The following is an 18596-nucleotide window of genomic DNA, read 5'->3' as shown; positions in this document are numbered from 1 at the left end:
GGGGCCCTCCTGGTGACGGGGACCACTAAATGAATTCCGTTCATTTATTAGAACTATAGCTGTTTGTGCGCGGGACGGGAAGTGCCCGGTGGAATAATGCTGGGGACCACCAAAGAAAGGGCAGGAATGCCGGCAGTATCAGCCGAAAAAGGACGGACCGCGGGGAACGCCGTCGAAACACGGCGGCGGAGGGCGGGCCGGCCGTCCGCGGCGGTGCTGGATAAGGCCGGAATTACGACGGCGGCCCTCGAGTTGATCAGCCGGAAGGGCTATGACGGACTCACCATGGCGGCGCTGGCCAAGCTGCTGGACGTGGCGCCCTCCGCCCTGTACAACCATGTGGCCGCCAAGCGGGACGTCCTGCTGCTGGTGGAGGACCACCTCACCTCGCTGGTGGATGTTTCCGCCTTCGGTTCCGCGCCCTGGGAGGACGCCGTCCGCACCTGGGCCTGGAGCTACCGCAACGTCTTCGCCGAGCACACCCCGCTGATTCCGGTGATCGCCGTCCTGCCTGTCACCGACGCGCCGCAGACCCTGGCGATGTACGAGACGGTCAGCAAGGGCTTCCTTGATGCCGGCTTCCCTGAGGACCGCATCGTGTCCGCCATCGTGGCGCTGGAATCCTTCATCTTCGGGTCCGCCTATGACGTGACCGCGCCCGGCGACATCTTCGAACCCGGTTCCATGGCAGACGCCAACCCCTACTTCACCGCGGCAGTGCGCAGTTCCGCTGGGCAGCACGGCTCCACCGGAGAGGAACGGGGCAAGCCTGCCGACACCGCGTTCAGCCTGGGCCTTGAGGCGCTGATCACCGGACTGGGGTCGCTACGGAACCAGGACGGCTGACCTGCCCTCTGCCGCGTTAGTCATCGCGGTCATCGCGGTCATCGCTGTCGTCATCGTCATCCGACTGCCGGTCCTCATCCCGGTCCCGGGAGTGGGGCTGCTCCTCCGGCTCCGAATCCTCAGGACCGGAATCTTCGGATTTGGTGGGGGCAGGCGCCGGAGCAGGAGCGGCGGTGGTTTCGCCTCCGCGCACGGGCAGTTCCTGCTGTGGCTCTGCCGGGCGCTGGGCCGAGGGCCCCTCCACAGCTGCAGGAGCTTCCCTGGGCGCAGCCGGAGCTGCTGGAGCCTTGTCCGCAGCCGCTTCCGCAGCCTGCGGGGCGGCTTCTTGCTCTGCCTGCCTGGCGGACTCTTCCCCGGCCTTCCTCCTGGCTTCTTCTTCGGCCTTCCTGGCGGCCGCGGCCCTGGCCCGCTCTGCCGCAGCCAGCTGGCTGGCGCCGACGTCCGCCGTCGGCCTGTCACTGGTACCTGATTCAGCCATAACGCCGGCCGTGGATGTAGCGGGCGGCAGGACCCCAGGATCGGTTGTTGCCCCGCACGCCGTAGCGGCGAGCAGCGCAAAGAGCATGCCAGTGGCCAGCAGAATGTTTCTGCGCATGGAAAAACAAAGCCTCTTCGTGGAAGTGCAGCACGGCAGGTCCCGTTTTCGGTCCTGCCCGGTCACGGCCGGCGAAGTGCAGGGGCACCGCCAAGGGGCTTACCACACGCTCAGACGCTGTCCGCGCTTCCCGGGGCGTGTGCGCCGGCCAGTGACCTAAACGTTACATTGCCGCATCCGGAACAGGCCAATCGGTAAGCCGGCCGGCTAGTCCTCGGCGGCGGCAAGCTGGCCGCAGGCCCCGTCGATCTCCTTGCCGCGGGTATCGCGGAGGGTGCAGGGAACTCCTGCAGCGCGCAACCGTGCAATGAACTCCTGCTCTACCGACTTGTCGGAGGCAGTCCAGATGGAGCCCGGGGTGGGATTCAGCGGAATCGGGTTCACATGGACCCAGCCGCGGCCGCGCTGGTTGAGCTTCTTGCCGAGGAGGTCGGCGCGCCACGCGTGGTCGTTCATGTCCTTAATTAGCGCGTACTCGATGCTGACCCGCCGGCCGGTCTTGCGGTAGTAGTCGTAGGCGGCGTCCAGTGCCTCATCCACTTTCCAACGGTTGTTCACGGGAATCAGTTCATCGCGGAGTTCGTCGTCGGGGGCGTGCAGGGAGAGCGCAAACGTGACGGGCAGGTCCTCATCCGCAAGCTTGCGGATTGCCGGAACCAGGCCGACGGTGGAGACGGTGATGTTCCGGGCGGACATGCCCAGGCCTTCGGGCGCGGGGTCCACAAAGCGGCGGACGGCAGCCATTACGCGCTTGTAGTTGGCCAGCGGCTCGCCCATCCCCATGAACACGATGTTGGTGACCCGCTCGTCGTCGTGCTCTTTGGAGCCCAGTTCGCCGGCAGCTATGGCGCGGTTTGCGGCAACCACCTGGTCAACGATCTCCGCCGTGGACATGTTGCGCGTAAGGCCGGCCTGGCCGGTGGCGCAGAAGGGGCAGTTCATTCCGCACCCGGCCTGCGAGGAGACGCAGAGGGTGATGCGGCCGGGGTAGCGCATCAGGACGGACTCCACCAGGGCGCCGTCGAACAGCCGCCAGAGGAACTTGATGGTGTCCCCCTTGTCGCTGCGCTGCCGGCGGACCTCCGTGAGCAGCGGCGGGAACATCTGCGAGACGAGCTCCTCACGGCCTGCCTTGGGCAGGTCGCTCATACGTTCCGCATCTACAGTCCAGTGCTGGAAGTAGTGCGTGGAGAGCTGCTTCGCGCGGAAAGCCGGGAGTCCCAGCTCCTTCAGTTTCTCACCGCGTTCGGCCAGGTTCAGGTCTGCCAGGTGGGTTGTCGGCTGCTTGACGCGCGGGGAGGCGAACTGGAGCAGCGGCCTGCCCTCGGCAGTACGCGCCTGCTCCCAGCCCTCAGCAGCCGGGCGGACCTGCGTCCGGTTGCCGTCGGCGGTTTCCTGGCGCGGGGAAGTTTGGGAAGAAGAAGTGGGGGAAGACATCCCTTCTATCATCCCACGGCCGGCAATGCACGGCACTATGCAATTCCTCACCCGGCGATACTTGTAATACAAGTTTGCTACTTGTAACCTAGGAGCCCGGGTGAAGGAGCCCGGTTACGCGTTTAGGAGAATCCCATGAGCACCGTCGACCTGGTCCGGCACGTCAAGCTGTCCACCGCCCGCCTTCCCCTTGCCGTTCCCATTAGTGATGCCAAGGTGTTCACCGGCCGGCAAAAGCCCATGACGGAGGTGGTCTTCCTCTTCGCCGAAATCACCACCGAGCAGGGCCACACGGGGCTCGGTTTCAGCTACTCCAAGCGGGCGGGTGGCCCGGCGCAGTACGCCCACGCCAAGGAAGTCGCCGAAGGCATCATCGGTGAGGATCCCAACGACATCGGCAAGCTTTACACCAAACTCCTGTGGGCGGGGGCTTCGGTGGGCCGTTCCGGCGTCGCCACCCAGGCCCTTGCAGCCATCGACATTGCGCTCTACGACCTCAAGGCCAAGCGCGCCGGACTCCCCCTGGCCAAACTGCTCGGTTCCTACCGCGACTCCGTCCGGACCTACAACACCTCGGGTGGTTTCCTCAACGCCAGCCTCGATGAAGTAAAGGCGCGCGCCACCCGGTCCATCGAAGAGGGCATCGGCGGCATCAAGGTAAAGGTGGGCCTTCCCGACACCAAGGAGGACCTGCGCCGCGTGGCGGGCATCCGCGAGCACATCGGCTGGGACGTGCCGCTGATGGTTGACGCCAACCAGCAGTGGGACCGCGCCACCGCACTCCGGATGGGCCGGCAGTTCGAGGAGTTCAACCTCATCTGGATCGAAGAACCCCTGGACGCCTACGACTTCGAAGGCCACGCCCACCTCGCCCAGGTACTGGACACACCTATCGCCACCGGTGAAATGCTCGCCTCCGTCGCCGAACACAAAGGCCTTATCGCGGCCAACGGCTGCGACATCATCCAGCCGGACGCCCCGCGCGTGGGGGGAATCACCCAGTTCCTGCGCCTTGCGGCCCTCGCCGACGAGCGCGGCCTTGGTCTGGCGCCGCACTTCGCCATGGAAATCCACCTCCACCTGGCCGCGGCCTACCCGCGTGAGCCCTGGGTGGAGCACTTCGACTGGCTGGACCCGCTGTTCAACGAGCGCCTGGAAACCAAGGACGGCCGGATGGTCGTGCCGGACCGCCCGGGGCTGGGCGTGAGCCTCAGCGACCAGGCCCGCGCCTGGACCACGGATTCGGTGGAGTTCGGCGCGTAACCTAGTTCCCATGAGCCGGAACCTCACCGCTGACCTTGCCGCCGACCTCCGCACCCGCATCGTGGACGGCGTCATCCAGCCTGGTGAGAAACTGCCCAGCGAAAACACGCTGATCAGCGATTTCGGCGTCAGCCGTACCGTGGTCCGCGCGGCCCTCACCCGACTCCAGGCCGAAGGGCTCGTGGAAACAGAGCGCGGCCGCGGCAGCTTCGCGCTCACCCCGCCATCCGACGGGCCCTCGGCAGCACCGGGGGCGCGTCCGGTAGCCACCACCGAGGACCGGCTCCACCTGCTCGAGTTCCGCATGGGCGTGGAGTCGGAGGCAGCGGCGCTGGCCGCACGCAACCACACCGACCGCCAGCTCCGGGCGGTCAACGCAGCCCTGGAGGATTTCACCACCAGCGGCGGACATCCCGCGCACGCCATGAAGTCCGACTTCGAGTTCCACCGGGCGGTGGCCATCGCTTCGGGCAACCCTTTCTACTCCGACTGCCTGGCCGCCCTCGGGCAGACCATGATCGCCATGCCGCGCACCCGCCTCATGACCGGCGTCGAGCATTACGCCCGCGACCACTTCGACCAGGTGGTGCAGGAACACCGGTCCATTGCCGATGCCATTGCGGACGGCGATGAGGCAGCGGCGGCGGCAGCGATGCGCAGCCACCTGGCCAACTCCCGACGGCGGTTCAAGGCTTCCGCACGCACATCCGGCTAGCAACACACAGGGAGCGCCCGAGCCGGGATCGCAAAAGGCCCCGGTCCTAAAACCGGGGCCTTGCAAATTTGCGTGCGCGAGGGGGGATTTGAACCCCCACGCCCTTTCGGACACTGGCACCTGAAGCCAGCGCGTCTGCCGTTCCGCCACTCGCGCGCAACTTCTTCCACTCAGCTGCGGCCGGCTTCCCGTCCGCCGCCTTGTAAAAGCAGCGAGATCAAGCATAACGGACACATGCCGCAAAACACCAATTGAGCCCCCGAGTGCCCTCCGGGCCCTGCGCACCAGGGACTGAAACCGGATCGTTAAGTCGGCCGGAACCGGCGGAAAACCGGGTTTCGCGGCGCAGGAAAGCCGAACTTTTCAGGGCGGCGGGCCGTTGTGGATTAAGGTCATTCACAGGCCTGCCCAGTAGTATCGGATGTAGGCGCGGCTGCTCTCGGCAGGCGCACGGTCGAGTTGTGAACTGCACCGCAAGGAAAGTTCCGGAACGAGAACTGCCCCGGAGCCGGGGGGAAAGGAGAAGAACCATGGGCCTGCTGGACAAAGTTGAACGCGGCATTGAAAAGGCTGTCCGGGGCGTCTTCTCCACCGGCTCCAAAGCCCAGGTCGAACCCGTCGAAATCGCCAGCCGGCTGCGGCGCGAAGTGGACCACAAAGCCCTGACGGTCACCACCGGCCGGACCCTGGTCCCCAATGTCTTTGACGTCCAGCTCAGCGACGATGACTTCCGCCGCGCCCAGGAGTGGGGCACCCCGCTTGCCGAGGAACTCTGCGACGTCGTCATCAACCACGTCCGCAGCCAGGGCTACACCCTGCAGGGTTCGGTACGTATCTCCTTCCGACGCGAGACCGAACTGCGTGCCGGCGATTTCGAAATCCTGTCCTCCACGGAGAAGTCCGGGGGCGCTGCTGCAGCCCCGCCTGCCCGGCCCAACGTTCCGGCCGCCCCCAGCCGCCAGCCGGTCCGGCTCCAGCCCGTCCTGGACATCGACGGCCAGCGCTACTCCCTCAACGCCCCCTCCATCGTGCTTGGCAGGTCCTCGGAGGCCGACATCCACGTGGAAGACACCGGAGTATCCCGCCGCCACCTGGAAATCCGCACCGCCGACGGCGCCTGCAGCGCCGTGGACCTGGGTTCCACCAATGGAAGCTACGTCAACGGGCAGCGGGTCTCCGGGAGCACCGAACTTACCGACGGCTCCACCATCACGATGGGACGGACAAAAATCATCTTCCGCCTGCTTCCTGCCACCCCTGGCGGCCGCGCATGAGCGACCTCACCATCACCGCGCTGCGGTTCGGCTTCCTGCTGCTGCTCTGGGTGCTGATCTTCAGCATCGTCTCGGCCATGCGGCGTGACCTCATGGTGGGCCGCAAGGCCGCTTCGGGGGCACCCACGGCGCGGCAGATCCGCAGGAACCCCGAACTCGCCGAAGCGCCGCCGCAGCCCGTAAAGCAGCAGGCGCGGCAGCTTGTGGTGGTCGAGGGGCCGCTGAAGGGGACGTCGGTTCCCCTCGCCGCCAGCCCCATCCTGCTTGGACGCGCCCAGGAAGCCACCCTGGTGCTCGAAGACGACTACGCCTCCGGCCGCCATGCCAGGCTGTTCCCGCAGGGCAGCCGCTGGTTCATCGAGGACCTCGGTTCCACCAACGGAACCTACCTCGGGGACCAGCAACTGACTCGTGCCCTCCCCGTTGAGCCAGGCGTACCTGTGAGAATCGGCAAGACGGTCATCGAATTGAGGCCATAAACCATGGCCGTCCCTGAGAACACCGCAAACGGGCAACAGCCCGCGCAGCGGCCCCTCATCATGCGCTTCGCGGCGCGGTCCGATGTGGGCCGCATCCGGTCGAAGAACGATGACTCGGCCTATGTGGGACGCCACCTTGCAGTTGTGGCAGACGGCATGGGCGGACACGCGGGCGGCGACGTCGCCTCCGCGGCCACCGTCCTGGACATGATCCACCTGGACCGGACGGACTACGACGGCGACGCCGGCACCGTCCTCGCCGACGAGATCCAGACAGCAAACTCGCTGCTCTCCGAACTGGTGCACATCAACCCCAAGCTTGCCGGGATGGGCACCACCGTCACCGCCCTCCTCCTGGCCGAGGGCAAACTGCACTTCGCCCACATCGGCGACTCCCGCGCCTATCTCCTGCGGGACGGCGAGTTCAAGCAGGTCAGCGTGGACCACACCTTCGTCCAGCGGCTGATTGACGAGGGCCGGCTAAAACCCGAAGAAGCCGAAAGCCATCCGCACAAGAATGTCCTGATGCGCGTCCTGGGTGATGTGGACGCGAGCCCGGAGCTGGACCTGGACACCCTCGACGTAAAGCCGGGAGACCGGTGGCTCCTCTGCTCCGACGGCCTGAACTACGTGGCCGGGCACGCGGTGGAACGCACCGTCAAGGAAACCAGCGACCTTCGCGAGTGCGTGGAAACCCTCGTGGAACTGACTTTGGAGGCAGGTTCGCCGGACAACGTCACCGTTGTGATGGTGGAGATCGTCGAGGAAACGCCCGACGACGTCAGCACCGCCGCCGTCGAGGTGGTTCCTCCGGTGGTGGGCACCAGGTCAGCCGCCGCGGCAGCTGCGTCTGCGCCCGCCCTTAAACCATCAAAGCCCGCAGAGGCCGCCACCGATGCGGACAGCACTGCCACCGGTGACGACGCCAGGGACAGCAGCAAGAAGCCTTCCCCCGCGGACAAGGACGGCGCATCCCCGGATCCTGCCGCTGGAAAATCTGAGGCCGATCCGGTCGAACCAGGTGCCACCGACCCCCACCTCGGGGAACACCTCACCGCCGAAGTCCTGCGCGAAGAGCTTTCTTCGCGCCCCCACGAACTGGTTGGCGCCGCGGCCGCAGCCGCCGAATCAGGCTCCATTCCCACCATTGCCGGCCGGACGGTTGCCCGCCGGGCGGCAACCCTCCTCACCCACAAGGCAGAACCCCAGAACGGCGACGACGACGAGACCCTGGTACCGCTGAAACCCCGCCGCTGGGTCACCTGGTCCATCGCCGCCGCAATACTGGTGGTCCTCACGGTCGGCCTTTGGGTGGGCTACGCCTGGACCCAGACCCGCTACTACATCGGTGAGTACGATTCCCGGGTGGCCATCTATAACGGCGTCTCCCAGCGGCTCGGCCCGATCCAGCTCTCCAGCCTTGAAGCGGTGACCGAAATCCGGATGGACTCCCTCCCGCCGTTCTCGCAGCAGCGGGTGCGCCAGACCGTCCCCGCCAATGATCTTTACGACGCCCAACGCATCGTCAAGAACCTTGAGCTCACCGGTACCACGTCGCCGGAAGAGGGCTGCCCCACGCCGACTGCTTCGGCAACCGCGCCGGCGCCGGATCCCTCACCTGCTGATCCCGCTTCGCCTCCGGCCACGGATCCCCCGGCCTCCGCCGCGGCAAGCCCTTCCCCCTCACCCACTCCCACCGTCACCTGCGAGGGGGGCTCATGAGCCAGCTCAGCACCGTTCCCAAACCACGCCGCAACGTGGAACTCGCGTTGCTCCTGCTGGCGCTCGCCGTCGGCATCGGCGCGAACATGCTGGTGGGCGTGGACCAGGAAAAGGCGTTCGACTCGGACTTCTGGTTCCAGTCCAGCCTCCTGGCCGTGGCTGCCCTGGTGTTCCACGGTGTCCTCCGGTTCCGCGCGAAATATGCTGATCCGGTAATACTTCCGCTCGTGGTTGCGCTCAACGGCATCGGCCTGGCCATGATCCACCGCCTCGACGCGCCGGGAGACGATACCGGGAACAACCAGCTCCGCTGGACGCTGATCGCCATGGCGGTTGCCATCGCCGTCATCTGGTTCCTCAAGGACCACCGGATCCTGCGCCGGTTCACGTTCATCTCCCTGGCCGCCAGCGCCCTGCTGCTCATCCTGCCCCTGGTGCCAGGCATCAGCGCAGGCGAAATCCTCGGCGCGCAGGTGTGGATCCGGCTGGGGCCCATGACCTTTCAGCCGGGCGAAGTCGCCAAGATCACCTTGGCTATATTCTTCGCCGGGTATCTATCCTCGAACCGCGACCTCATCCTGCTGGCCGGCCGGAAGATCGGCCCCCTCCAGTTCCCGCGGTTCAAGGACATGGGTCCCATGATCACGGCGTGGCTGGTAAGTATCGGCGTACTCATCTTCCAGCGCGACCTGGGCTCCTCCATCCTGTTCTTCGGCCTGTTCATCGTGATGATCTACGTGGCTACCAGCCGGATCAGCTGGGTTGTGATCGGCCTGGCGCTGATTGCCGGCGGCGGCTTCGTGGCAGCCCAGGTGTTCTCCCACGTGGAACTGCGCATCTACGGCTGGCTCAACGCCTTCACCGAAGAGGTGTACGGGCGATCTCCAGGCGGCAGCCTGCAGATCGTGCAGGGGCTCTTCGGCATGGCAAACGGCGGACTGGTCGGCACCGGGCTGGGGCAGGGGCGTCCGGACCTGGTCCCCTTCGCGAACAGCGACATGATCATCGCCTCCCTCGGCGAGGAACTGGGACTGATCGGACTCTTCGCCATCGTCCTGATGTACCTCCTGCTGTTCACCCGCGGCTTCCGCGCCGCACTGGGCACCAGGGACGCGTTCGGCAAGCTCCTTGCCTGCGGCCTGTCCTTCGCCGTGGCGCTGCAATGCTTCGTGGTGATCGGCGGCGTGACGCGGTTGATTCCACTGACCGGCCTTACCACGCCCTTCCTCGCGGCCGGCGGCTCGTCGCTGCTGGCCAACTGGATCATCGTGGGGCTGCTCCTGATGATCTCGCACACGGCCCGCGGCCCTGTGGACACAACACCGTTGCCACCGGCCAAGGGATCCGAAGCAACCGGCATTGATACTCCTACCGAGGCGGTGAAGCACCTGTGAACCAGGCAATACGGCATTCGTGGGTCGCGGCCATCGCCATGTTCGCCCTCATTTTCGGCGCCATCAGCTATGTCCAGGTAATCGGCGCAGATGAGCTCAAGGCGAACCCCTGGAACCAGCGCGCCGTCCTGCAGAACTTCTGCAACGACCGCGGCGCCATCATCGTCGGCGGATCCGCCGTTGCGGAGTCCGTGGAGAGCGGCTCGGAGACCTGCGCTTTCCAGCGCACCTACCCGCAGCCGGAACTGTACGCCGGCATCACAGGCTACTTTTCCCAGAACTTCGGCGCCACCGGCCTGGAACAGGCCATGGGAGCCGAACTGGCAGGCAACTCCGATCAACTGTTCCTCGACCGGGTGGGACAGCTGTTCCTGGGCAACCAGCCCAAGGGCGCGTCCGTGGAGCTCACCATCGACCCCGAAATACAGCAGCTCGCCTACAGCCTGATCCCGGAGGGCCAGCGCGGCTCCATCGTGGTCACCAACCCGAAGACCGGCGCCATCCTGGCCATGGTGTCCAAGCCCTCCTACGACCCCAACACCGTTGCCACCCAGGATCTGGCGGCGGCACAGTCCAGCATCAACGAGCTGGTCAAAGTGCCCGGCATCAACCTGAACCAGAACGTCAGCGGACCCACCGGCGAACTGCTCGCCCCCGGTTCGGTGTTCAAGCTGGTGGACACCGCTGCCGCGCTGGCCTCCGGGAAGTACAACGCGGACAGCGAACTGCCCAACCCCGCCGAGATGCCCTTCGAGGGCATCCAGTACCGGCTGCCCAACTACGCCGGCGGAAACTGCTACACCCGGAACACCGCCAGTTTCGCCTTTGCGCTGCAGCAGTCCTGCAACACCCCGTTCGCAAGCATCGCCCTGGACATCGGCCGGGACGCCATCGCCGAGCAGGCAGAGAAGTTCGGTTTCGGCCAGGACATGGGCGACCAGCTCAAACTTGACTACGCGCGTGGCAACACTTTCCCGGACGACCTTGATGCGCCCGGCCTCGCCCAGTCCGTCATCGGCCAGAAGGACGTCCGCGCCACACCCCTGCAGGTGGCCATGATGACCGCCGCCATCGCAAACGACGGCGTCCAGATGCAACCCACCCTCGTCAAGGCCCTGCGCGCCCCTGACTTGCGCGTCATTGATGAACCACAGCCGAAACAGCTGCGGACCTCCACCACCCCGGCGATCGCCAACCAGATCACCGACTGGATGGTCAGCGCAGTGAGTGAGGGCATCGCGAACCGCGCCGCCGTCCCCGGCGTCCAGGTGGCCGGAAAGACCGGGACCGCGGAACTGGGCAACGGGAGCAACAACTCGTGGTTCACCGGGTTTGCCCCCGCAAACAACCCGCAGGTGGGTGTCACGATCGTCATGGAGGGCGTGGACATCACCACCGGAGCCCAGCTGACCAGTCCGAACGCGAAGAGAATTTTTGAGGCGGTGTTGAATAAGTGAGGCCTACAACCGGAATCACCCTCGGCGGCAGATTCCAGCTGACCACGCGGATCGCGATTGGCGGCATGGGGGAAGTCTGGAAGGCAAAAGATCTCGTACTGGGCCGCATCGTCGCCATCAAGGTGCTCAAGGAGGAATACACCGGAGACCCAGGTTTCCTCCAGCGGTTCCGCGCGGAGGCCCGCCACACCGCACTGCTGAACCATGTGGGCATCGCCAATGTCTTCGACTACGGCGAGGAGGAAGGCTCCGCCTACCTGGTCATGGAACTCGTTCCCGGCCAGCCGCTGAGCAGCATCATCGAGCACGAGCAGGTGCTGTCCCCGGACCGCACGCTCTCCATCATTGCCCAGACCGCCCGCGCCCTCGCCGTCGCGCATGCCCAGGGGCTGGTCCACCGGGACGTCAAGCCCGGCAACCTGCTGATCACCCCGGATGGGCGCGTCAAGGTCACCGATTTCGGCATCGCCCGCCTCGCGGACCAGGTGCCCCTGACGCAGACCGGCCAGGTGATGGGCACCGCCCAGTACCTCGCGCCGGAACAGGCCACGGGCCAGACCGCCACGGGTTCCTCCGACATCTACTCCCTCGGCGTGATCGGCTATGAGTGCCTCAGCGGGCACCGTCCGTTCTCCGGGGAGTCGCAGATCGCCATTGCCCTCGCCCAGGTCAACGATGCTCCGCCGCCGCTGCCGGAGAGCTTGCCCTCTCCGGTGCGTGCCCTGCTGATGTCGATGCTGGCCAAGGACCCCAAGGACCGGCCCGCCAACGCCATCAAGCTTGCGGAAGCAGCGGAAGCCATCCGCAACGGGGATATCAGCGCGGCGCGTGCCGCGGTCCCCGGCATGCTGCTGTTCGACGACTCCACGGGCCCTATCACTGCCCCGGTTGACACAGCCACCGCGCCCACGGGTGTCATTGGCGCCTCACGTGATTCCTCCCCAACACCCACGTCAGCTTTGCCTGTCCTCGGTACCGGTGCTGCCGGTGCCGCCGCCGGGATGGCTGCCGGTGCTGCCGGCGCATCCGCTGCGGGCGCGGACAGCACCATGCAACGGGCAAACGCGATGGCCGCCGAGCGTAATTGGGTCCCGGAGGACACAACGTACGACGACGAGCCTGCCGACGAGCCCGAGCGCAAGGGGCGCAGCCCCTGGACCTGGCCCCTGATCGCCCTGATCCTGCTGCTCCTGTTCGCGCTGGTGGGTTTCTTCCTGAACCAGCGGGGCATCCTGTTCCCTTCCAACGACGCCACGTCCAGCCCGCCGTCGAGCAGCCCGCAGACCACCAGTGCCACCCCCACCCGGACACCGTCGCCCACCCCGACGCCCACCCGGAATACGCCGACGCCAACGCCGGAACCCACGCAGGTAACGGTCAACGTCATTCCGGCCGCGTACCTGGGCAAGGACTACCGCCAGGTGCAGTCCGAACTGTCCAGCCTGGGCCTTACAGTCACGGTCGAGCCGCTGCAGACCAACGAGGCCGCCCCGAACCGCGTGGTGGGACTGAACCCCACGGGGCTGCTGCCCCTCGGATCCCCGATCACCGTGACCTATGCGGTGGCGCCCCCGGCTCCCACCACGACTTCCCCGCCGCCGTCGCCCACCACCTCGTCCGTAGCGGCGCCGACCGCGGAGTCGCCCCTGCCCGACTGTGACGACGGCGAGCTGTCGGGCCTGCCGCCCACCTGCTCACCGTAACGCCAGGGCTGACAATGAACGAGTACCCGCGCACCCCGATGCATCGTGAGGACAGCCTCCCGGTGGACAACCAGCGTACGCTGAGCGGCCGCTACGAACTGGGCACCCTCATTGGCCGCGGTGGCATGGCGGATGTTTACCGCGGCATCGACACCCGGCTGGGGCGGACCGTGGCCGTCAAACTGCTACGGCCAGACCTCGCCCGCGATCCCCAGTTCCAGGCGCGGTTCAAGCGCGAGGCCCAGGCGGTCGCGGCCCTCAACCACTCGTCCATCGTGGCCATTTACGACACCGGCGAACACCGCGTTCCCGACGGTTCCGGCGAAGACATCCGGGTGCCTTACATCGTGATGGAGTTCGTGGAGGGCAATACCCTCCGCGAGCTGATCCGCACCAACAACGTCACCATCGGGCAGGCCATCGACTACTGCCTGGGTGTCCTGTCCGCGCTGGAATACAGCCACAAGGCAGGTATCGTCCACCGCGATATCAAACCCGCCAACGTGATGTACTGCGAGGGCACCGACTCGGTGAAAGTCATGGATTTCGGCATTGCCCGTGCCATCGCCGATTCCTCCGCCACCATGACGCAGACCCAGGCCGTGGTGGGAACTGCCCAGTATCTATCGCCCGAACAGGCCCGGGGTGAAACCGTGGACGCCCGGAGCGACCTGTACTCCGCCGCCTGCCTGCTGTACGAAATGCTGACGTCCCGGCCGCCGTTCGTCGGCGACAGTCCGGTGTCCGTGGCCTACCAGCACGTCCGGGAGATTGCCGAGCCCGCCAGCAGCCTGAATCCGGATGTTTCCCCTGCACTGGATTCAGTCCTGGCCAAGGCGCTGCAGAAGAACCGCGAGGACAGGTTCCAGGACGCCGCGGCCTTCCGCCGCGCCCTCCGTGCGGCACGGTCCGGCATTCCCGTGCCGGCCCTTCCGGCGTCCGAGGCACCAACCGATCCGAACGACTATGTACCCGGGCAGGCTCCGGCCACGGAGGCTTTTGCCGCCACAGGTGCAAGTTTCCTGGACGACGCCCCGACCGGCCGGATGCCTGCCGCCGGCACCTACCCTTCCGAAGGTGCCACCGCGGTGGCGGCAGTACAGTCCGGGGACCCTGCGCCACCCGAGCCGCTGCCCTTGGGGTTTGCTCCGGAACGCGAGCGGAGCGCCCGGCAGAAGTCCCGCCGTCGTACCTGGATCGCCATACTGGTGATCGTCACCCTGCTGGTCCTGGCCGGCGGCGGCCTGTGGCTCTTCAACATGGTGAACAGGCCCGCCCCGGCAGCGCCGAAGGTGGAAATACCCGTGGTGGCTGCCATGACCGAATCAGCGGCGCTGCAGGAGCTCTACAACGCGGACCTCAAACCGCGGATTGTGCGGATGCAGAACGACACCGTCGCCAAGGGCATTGCGATCGGAACGGACCCCGCGGCCGGCATCGCAGTGGCTCCCGAGTCGGAAGTAGTGCTGAATATCTCGGAGGGCCCCAGCGCGGTAAGGATCCCGGAAAGCCTGCCCGGGAAAACCGAGGCCGCGGCACGCGACATTCTGCGGCAGAACGGACTCGTAGGCGCGCCGTCCACCACCACCGCCAACAGCGCAACAGTCCCGGCGGGCATTGTGATCACCACCAGCCCGGCCCCGGGACAAAACGTAGCCGTGGGAAGCACGGTCGAACTGGTGGTGTCGACGGGCAAGGTGGCGGTCCCGGAACTGCGCGGCCGCACACGGGAGGAAGCCGAAGCGGCCCTCAAGGAACTGGGCCTGGTACCAAACGTCATTGAAGTCGAGAACGGCCAGGTTGAAGCCGGGCGCGTGACTGACCAGGGCGACCCCGCCAACGCCGCGGTGGAGCAGGGCAAGACGGTCAGCATTGTGGTGGCCACAGCGCCGCCTCCGCCGCCCTCACCCACGGCCACGCCAACGCCGACGGCGACCCCCACCAGAAAGGGCTAGGGCCCCGGTACGCCCTAGTGCTGGATAAGCGGGCTGAGCTTCGCTGCCCGCGCGGCCGCTCCCGCCATGCCCAGCGACTCAAGCCAGTTCCCGAGCATCTGGTAGCCGCCCTCGGTCAGGACGGATTCCGGGTGGAACTGCACTCCGCAGAGAGGTGCAGTCCGGTGCTGCAGGCCCATCACCACGCCGGACGCAGTCTGCGCGGTGACTTCCAGAACGTCCGGGATCGTTTCGCGGACGGCGGCGAGCGAGTGGTAGCGGGTGGCCGTGACGGGGGAGGGGAGTCCGGCGAAGACGCTGGTGCCGATGTGCTCCACCTGCGAAGTCTTGCCGTGCATCAGCTCCGGTGCATGGGTCACCTTGCCGCCGAACGCTTCCGCCAGTGCCTGGTGGCCAAGGCAGACGCCGAACATCGGCACGCTGTTTTCACCGCACCACCTGATCAGCTCGATGCACACACCGGCTTCCGCCGGATTGCCGGGGCCCGGTGAGATGAGCACGCCGTCGCGGGTGCCGGCCAGCTCGATGGCTTCAGCCAGCGTAACGTCGTCGTTGCGGACCACGGTGGTCTCGGCGCCGAGCTCCTGGAGGTAGCCCACCAGGGTGTACACGAAGCTGTCGTAGTTATCCACCACAAGGATCTTTTTTGAGGTCATGGCTGGCTTACTGCACCAATCGTTGAGTCAGTGAACTGGGTGTACTCGGACATCCACGGAAAAAGGAACTGGACCATCAATACCAGTGCCACGGCAATGAGTACCAGCGAGGTCATGATGCGCAGCCACAGCGGCCCCGGCAAATGGCGGAAAATCCAGCCGTACATACCCTCAGCCCCTTCCGACCGCGGCCGCCACCTGGGCAACGATCTCCTCCGGGGGACCGGCGGAGGCCGGCCGCCAGCTGTCCAGCAGGGCGTAGGCGATGATCCGTTCTTCCGCCCCGAAACGCGGGTTGCAGCTGGTCATGGTGAGGAATCTTTCCGTGGGGGTGACGCCCGGCAGCGTGGGCACGGGTTCCAAAACGTCCCTGCGGTCCGGCATCACAATCTGGTTGTTCCGGAAGACGTACACGTAGTACCCGTCCTTGGTCTGGACATAGATCCTGTCGCCGGGCACCAGGGTGTGGATATTGTCCAGGACGGCGCCGTGCGTCTGCCGGTGCCCGGCAACGGCAAAGTTGCCCACAGCGCCCGGCATCGCGGTGTTGGGGTAGTGTCCCAGGCCCAGAGTGTCCAGGACATCGCTGGTGGTTCCCTCAACGATCGGCCTGGTGTAATTGGGGCCCAACCGCGGGATGTACATGATGCCTATGGTTCCGGCATGCCCGGGGGCCACTCCCACCACCGGTTCCCCGAAGTCCTCACTCGGTGCCGGCCCGGCTTCGGCAGGAGCAGCCGGCGCGGCGGAACCCAGGTCCTGGGCGAATTCCTTGATGACTTCGCTCTGCCTGGCGTCCGATTCCACGTTGGTCCACCACAGCTGCCAGGCGACGAAGAGCAGGAGGATGATGCCCGCTGTGATCAGGAGTTCACCGAGCACCTGGATGGTTCCACGCAGAAGTCCGACGCCGGCAGCCGGCGCAGCGGCGGGCCTCGCCTTCTCCTGCAATACCACGCGTTCTCCTCAGGGCGGTTCCGCCGGGCACCGGCGGCCCGGGAAGTCCGGCTAGAATTGGCTGCTAGTAAGCATCCAGACTTGACCAAGATCGCGCAGACCGCTGGCAATTTCCTCCTTGCAGGATATCAAGCCCGGGACGCCGAGCTTGACACAGCCGCCAAGGAGAGCCAGTGCCCGAGTCAAAGCCGCGCAAGAAGACTGCCAGCACCGCCGAGCCGGCTTCGCCCCAGGCCTACAAGCCGAACCCGGTGTGGTTCAAGCCCGTGATGTTCGGCCTGATGATCATCGGGCTGTTCTGGATCATCACGTATTACATCAGCGAAGGACTTTTTCCGGTCCAGGCTTGGGGCTCCTGGAATATCGTGGCCGGCTTTGGCATCGCCATCGTAGGCTTCCTGATGACCACCCGCTGGCGCTCCTAGCGCCTCCCCGCTGACACCAGGATCCAGGACAGGGACGCCATGGTCGCCGACCCGGCTGTTTCCGTGGTCATAGGCGACGACGGCCTGGCCCGGCCCGTGTGGGCCGCGTCTGATCCGCTGCTGCGGGACTACTACGACCACGAGTGGGGCCTTCCCGTCACCGACGAACAGGGGCTGTACGAGCGCATCTGCCTGGAAGGCTTCCAGGCAGGCCTGTCCTGGGCAACCATCCTGCGCAAGCGTCCCGCGTTCCGTGCTGCTTTCGAAGGCTTCAACCCTGACGCCGTTGCCCAGTTCACGGATACAGATATGGAGCGGCTCCTCCAGGACCAGGGCATTGTCCGGAACCGCCTCAAGATCCTCGCCGCCATCAGGAACGCGCAGGCCACCCTGACCCTGAGGCCGGAAGGCGGGTTGGTGGACTTCGTGTGGCAATTCAAGCCCGTAACCACGCCACGGCCTGTATACCACCACGAAATTCCCACCCAGTCGGAGGAGTCCGTGGCCTTGTCCAAGGTCCTCCGCAAAAAGGGTTTCGCATTCGTCGGTCCCACAACGATGTTCGCGCTCATGGAAGCGATCGGGATGGTGGATACCCACCTTGTGGGAAGTCACCGGCGGGGTTCGTCCGGGATCTGGACAGAGCCGACCACCTAAGAGGTTTCCCCAGCTGTTGGGAAAGTTGTCCACAGTGTTGATAACCTGCGAATAACCCTCGATGCGGCTGACAAAACGCCGGAACTGCCGGGAAAACCGGAACCACGTCACCGGGATGCGGTTATTAACAGTGTGGAAGACATTGTGGATAACCGCGACGTACGGAGGCGAAGCCGCTCAGCGGTCCCGGCGGACCGGGTGGTGGCTGGTGATGGACACCCGGTTGAAGGCGTTCATGCAGACGGCAACCCAACTCACCACGGAAAACTCTTCCTCCGTGAGGCAGCCGCGGGCAAAGCCTTCTTCCTGCTCACGGATTTCCTGGGCAGGCAGCTCGGTAATGCTCTCAACGAGGGCCAGGGCAGCCCGTTCCTTCTCAGTGAACAGCGCGGTATCCCGCCATGCAGGCAGCACAGCCAGCCGCTGCTGCGTCTCCCCGGCCTGGAGGGCATCCTTCACGTGGACGTCCAGGCAGTACGCACAGCCGTTGATCTGGGAAATCCGCACGTTGAGCAGCTCCAGCATCTTTCCGCCGATCCCCGCCTCCGCTGCAGCTTCCTTGACCTTCAGCCCCAGCCCGTTGATGGCCCGCCAAACCGCGGGGTGCTGCTTATCAAGGAAGATGTGTCTGTTGGCGGTCAAGGGGGCCCTCCCGAGGCAATGCGGTGGAACGCGGCGAAAACAACAGCACCAGAAGCTTATCCACTTACCAACACGGCGATACCCACAAGTTATCCACAAGTGTGGATAGAAGTTGGGTATTCCGACCCCTTAAGGCGCCCAGGTGCCGGGATGCCGGGGCAGCAATATCCTGGAACTACACCGTGGTCAGTTATTAACAGTGTGCATAAGACTGTTGAAAGACGCCCCGCACCTGTCCCCGTGAGCTCCGTCAAGGGGGCGGCTACAGAAGTTTTCCACAACATCCCATCAAGCGCGGACTTTCTCCACTTAAGCACAGGGGTTTCCCCAGAGGTTATCCACAGGTGTGGAGAAAGCTGTTGGCAGACCCAACCCAACCGCGGGGATCCGGCAGTACTGCCGCCGAAAAGGACGAATAA

18 protein-coding genes and 1 tRNA gene are annotated in these 18596 nt (G+C 65.7%); 12 read left to right on the top strand and 7 right to left on the bottom strand.

Going from position 1 to position 18596, the window contains the following annotated elements:
- Positions 1-96: 96 nt before the first annotated feature.
- Positions 97-846 (top strand): TetR/AcrR family transcriptional regulator, encoded by a 750-nt coding sequence (locus ACLH0K_RS00185; RefSeq protein ID WP_411374876.1) that lies wholly within the window; start codon positions 97-99, stop codon positions 844-846.
- Between the two features lie 16 nt (positions 847-862).
- On the opposite strand, the gene ACLH0K_RS00180 is transcribed toward ACLH0K_RS00185, so the two are convergent.
- Both ACLH0K_RS00180 and rlmN read right to left on the bottom strand, forming a co-directional pair.
- The gene (locus tag ACLH0K_RS00180) at positions 863-1441 is read right to left on the bottom strand and encodes a hypothetical protein (protein WP_411374875.1); all 579 of its coding nucleotides are present in this window, start codon (positions 1439-1441) and stop codon (positions 863-865) included.
- Positions 1442-1648: 207 nt separating this feature from the next.
- Entirely contained in the window at positions 1649-2878 is a 1230-nt protein-coding gene (gene rlmN, locus ACLH0K_RS00175; RefSeq protein ID WP_411374874.1) for a 23S rRNA (adenine(2503)-C(2))-methyltransferase RlmN, read from the bottom strand.
- Positions 2879-3013: 135 nt separating this feature from the next.
- Between rlmN and ACLH0K_RS00170 the strand changes: the two genes are divergently transcribed.
- Positions 3014-4141 carry an L-talarate/galactarate dehydratase gene (locus ACLH0K_RS00170; RefSeq protein WP_411374873.1) on the top strand — a complete coding sequence of 376 codons (1128 nt, stop codon included), beginning with the start codon at positions 3014-3016 and terminating at the stop codon, positions 4139-4141.
- 10 nt (positions 4142-4151) lie between these two features.
- Positions 4152-4856, top strand: a complete 705-nt coding sequence (locus tag ACLH0K_RS00165; protein ID WP_411374872.1) for a FadR/GntR family transcriptional regulator — start codon at positions 4152-4154, stop codon at positions 4854-4856.
- Positions 4857-4929: 73 nt separating this feature from the next.
- On the opposite strand, the gene ACLH0K_RS00160 is transcribed toward ACLH0K_RS00165, so the two are convergent.
- Positions 4930-5012: transfer RNA gene (locus ACLH0K_RS00160), tRNA-Leu, on the bottom strand.
- Between the two features lie 374 nt (positions 5013-5386).
- Between ACLH0K_RS00160 and ACLH0K_RS00155 the strand changes: the two genes are divergently transcribed.
- The 7 genes from ACLH0K_RS00155 to pknB are packed head-to-tail and all read left to right on the top strand — an operon-like array spanning position 5387 to position 14840.
- Complete coding sequence (locus tag ACLH0K_RS00155) at positions 5387-6130, top strand: FhaA domain-containing protein (protein WP_411374871.1); 744 nt, start codon at positions 5387-5389, stop codon at positions 6128-6130.
- Entirely contained in the window at positions 6127-6609 is a 483-nt protein-coding gene (locus tag ACLH0K_RS00150) for an FHA domain-containing protein (protein ID WP_138137148.1), read from the top strand. The genes ACLH0K_RS00155 and ACLH0K_RS00150 overlap by 4 nt, the downstream gene beginning before the upstream one ends.
- A gap of 3 nt (positions 6610-6612) precedes the next feature.
- Positions 6613-8331 carry a PP2C family protein-serine/threonine phosphatase gene (locus ACLH0K_RS00145; protein WP_411374870.1) on the top strand — a complete coding sequence of 573 codons (1719 nt, stop codon included), beginning with the start codon at positions 6613-6615 and terminating at the stop codon, positions 8329-8331.
- Positions 8328-9725, top strand: a complete 1398-nt coding sequence (locus tag ACLH0K_RS00140) for an FtsW/RodA/SpoVE family cell cycle protein (protein ID WP_138137153.1) — start codon at positions 8328-8330, stop codon at positions 9723-9725. Before ACLH0K_RS00145 ends, ACLH0K_RS00140 begins: the two co-directional genes overlap by 4 nt.
- Entirely contained in the window at positions 9722-11182 is a 1461-nt protein-coding gene (locus ACLH0K_RS00135) for a peptidoglycan D,D-transpeptidase FtsI family protein (RefSeq protein ID WP_411374869.1), read from the top strand. Before ACLH0K_RS00140 ends, ACLH0K_RS00135 begins: the two co-directional genes overlap by 4 nt.
- Positions 11179-12885 carry a serine/threonine-protein kinase gene (locus tag ACLH0K_RS00130; protein ID WP_411374868.1) on the top strand — a complete coding sequence of 569 codons (1707 nt, stop codon included), beginning with the start codon at positions 11179-11181 and terminating at the stop codon, positions 12883-12885. Before ACLH0K_RS00135 ends, ACLH0K_RS00130 begins: the two co-directional genes overlap by 4 nt.
- 14 nt (positions 12886-12899) lie before the next feature.
- On the top strand, positions 12900-14840 hold the full coding sequence (gene pknB, locus ACLH0K_RS00125; protein ID WP_411374867.1) for a Stk1 family PASTA domain-containing Ser/Thr kinase: 1941 nt from the start codon (positions 12900-12902) through the stop codon (positions 14838-14840).
- A 14-nt stretch (positions 14841-14854) separates the two neighbouring features.
- On the opposite strand, the gene ACLH0K_RS00120 is transcribed toward pknB, so the two are convergent.
- From ACLH0K_RS00120 to ACLH0K_RS00110, 3 genes are read right to left on the bottom strand one after another with little or no spacing between them, the layout of a single operon-like run.
- Complete coding sequence (locus ACLH0K_RS00120) at positions 14855-15496, bottom strand: aminodeoxychorismate/anthranilate synthase component II (protein WP_411374866.1); 642 nt, start codon at positions 15494-15496, stop codon at positions 14855-14857.
- Entirely contained in the window at positions 15493-15663 is a 171-nt protein-coding gene (locus ACLH0K_RS00115) for a hypothetical protein (RefSeq protein ID WP_411374865.1), read from the bottom strand. Before ACLH0K_RS00115 ends, ACLH0K_RS00120 begins: the two co-directional genes overlap by 4 nt.
- Positions 15664-15667: 4 nt before the next feature.
- A complete protein-coding gene (locus tag ACLH0K_RS00110) occupies positions 15668-16453 on the bottom strand; it encodes a class E sortase (RefSeq protein ID WP_411374864.1) in 786 nt (261 codons plus the stop codon).
- 173 nt (positions 16454-16626) lie between these two features.
- On the opposite strand from ACLH0K_RS00110, the gene ACLH0K_RS00105 reads away from it, so the two are divergent.
- Both ACLH0K_RS00105 and ACLH0K_RS00100 read left to right on the top strand, forming a co-directional pair.
- Positions 16627-16878 carry a cell division protein CrgA gene (locus ACLH0K_RS00105; protein WP_138137162.1) on the top strand — a complete coding sequence of 84 codons (252 nt, stop codon included), beginning with the start codon at positions 16627-16629 and terminating at the stop codon, positions 16876-16878.
- Positions 16879-16917: 39 nt separating this feature from the next.
- A complete protein-coding gene (locus tag ACLH0K_RS00100; protein WP_411374863.1) occupies positions 16918-17535 on the top strand; it encodes a DNA-3-methyladenine glycosylase I in 618 nt (205 codons plus the stop codon).
- 177 nt (positions 17536-17712) lie between these two features.
- Here ACLH0K_RS00100 and ACLH0K_RS00095 read toward each other — a convergent pair whose 3' ends face one another.
- Complete coding sequence (locus ACLH0K_RS00095; protein WP_411374862.1) at positions 17713-18177, bottom strand: carboxymuconolactone decarboxylase family protein; 465 nt, start codon at positions 18175-18177, stop codon at positions 17713-17715.
- Between the last annotated feature and the right edge of the window lie 419 nt (positions 18178-18596).

It is taken from the genome of Arthrobacter sp. MPF02, assembly GCF_046605375.1.
Taxonomy (GTDB): domain Bacteria; phylum Actinomycetota; class Actinomycetes; order Actinomycetales; family Micrococcaceae; genus Arthrobacter.
The sequence above is the reverse complement of the archived record's forward strand: the minus strand, read 5'-3'. Positions and strand labels throughout refer to the sequence as shown.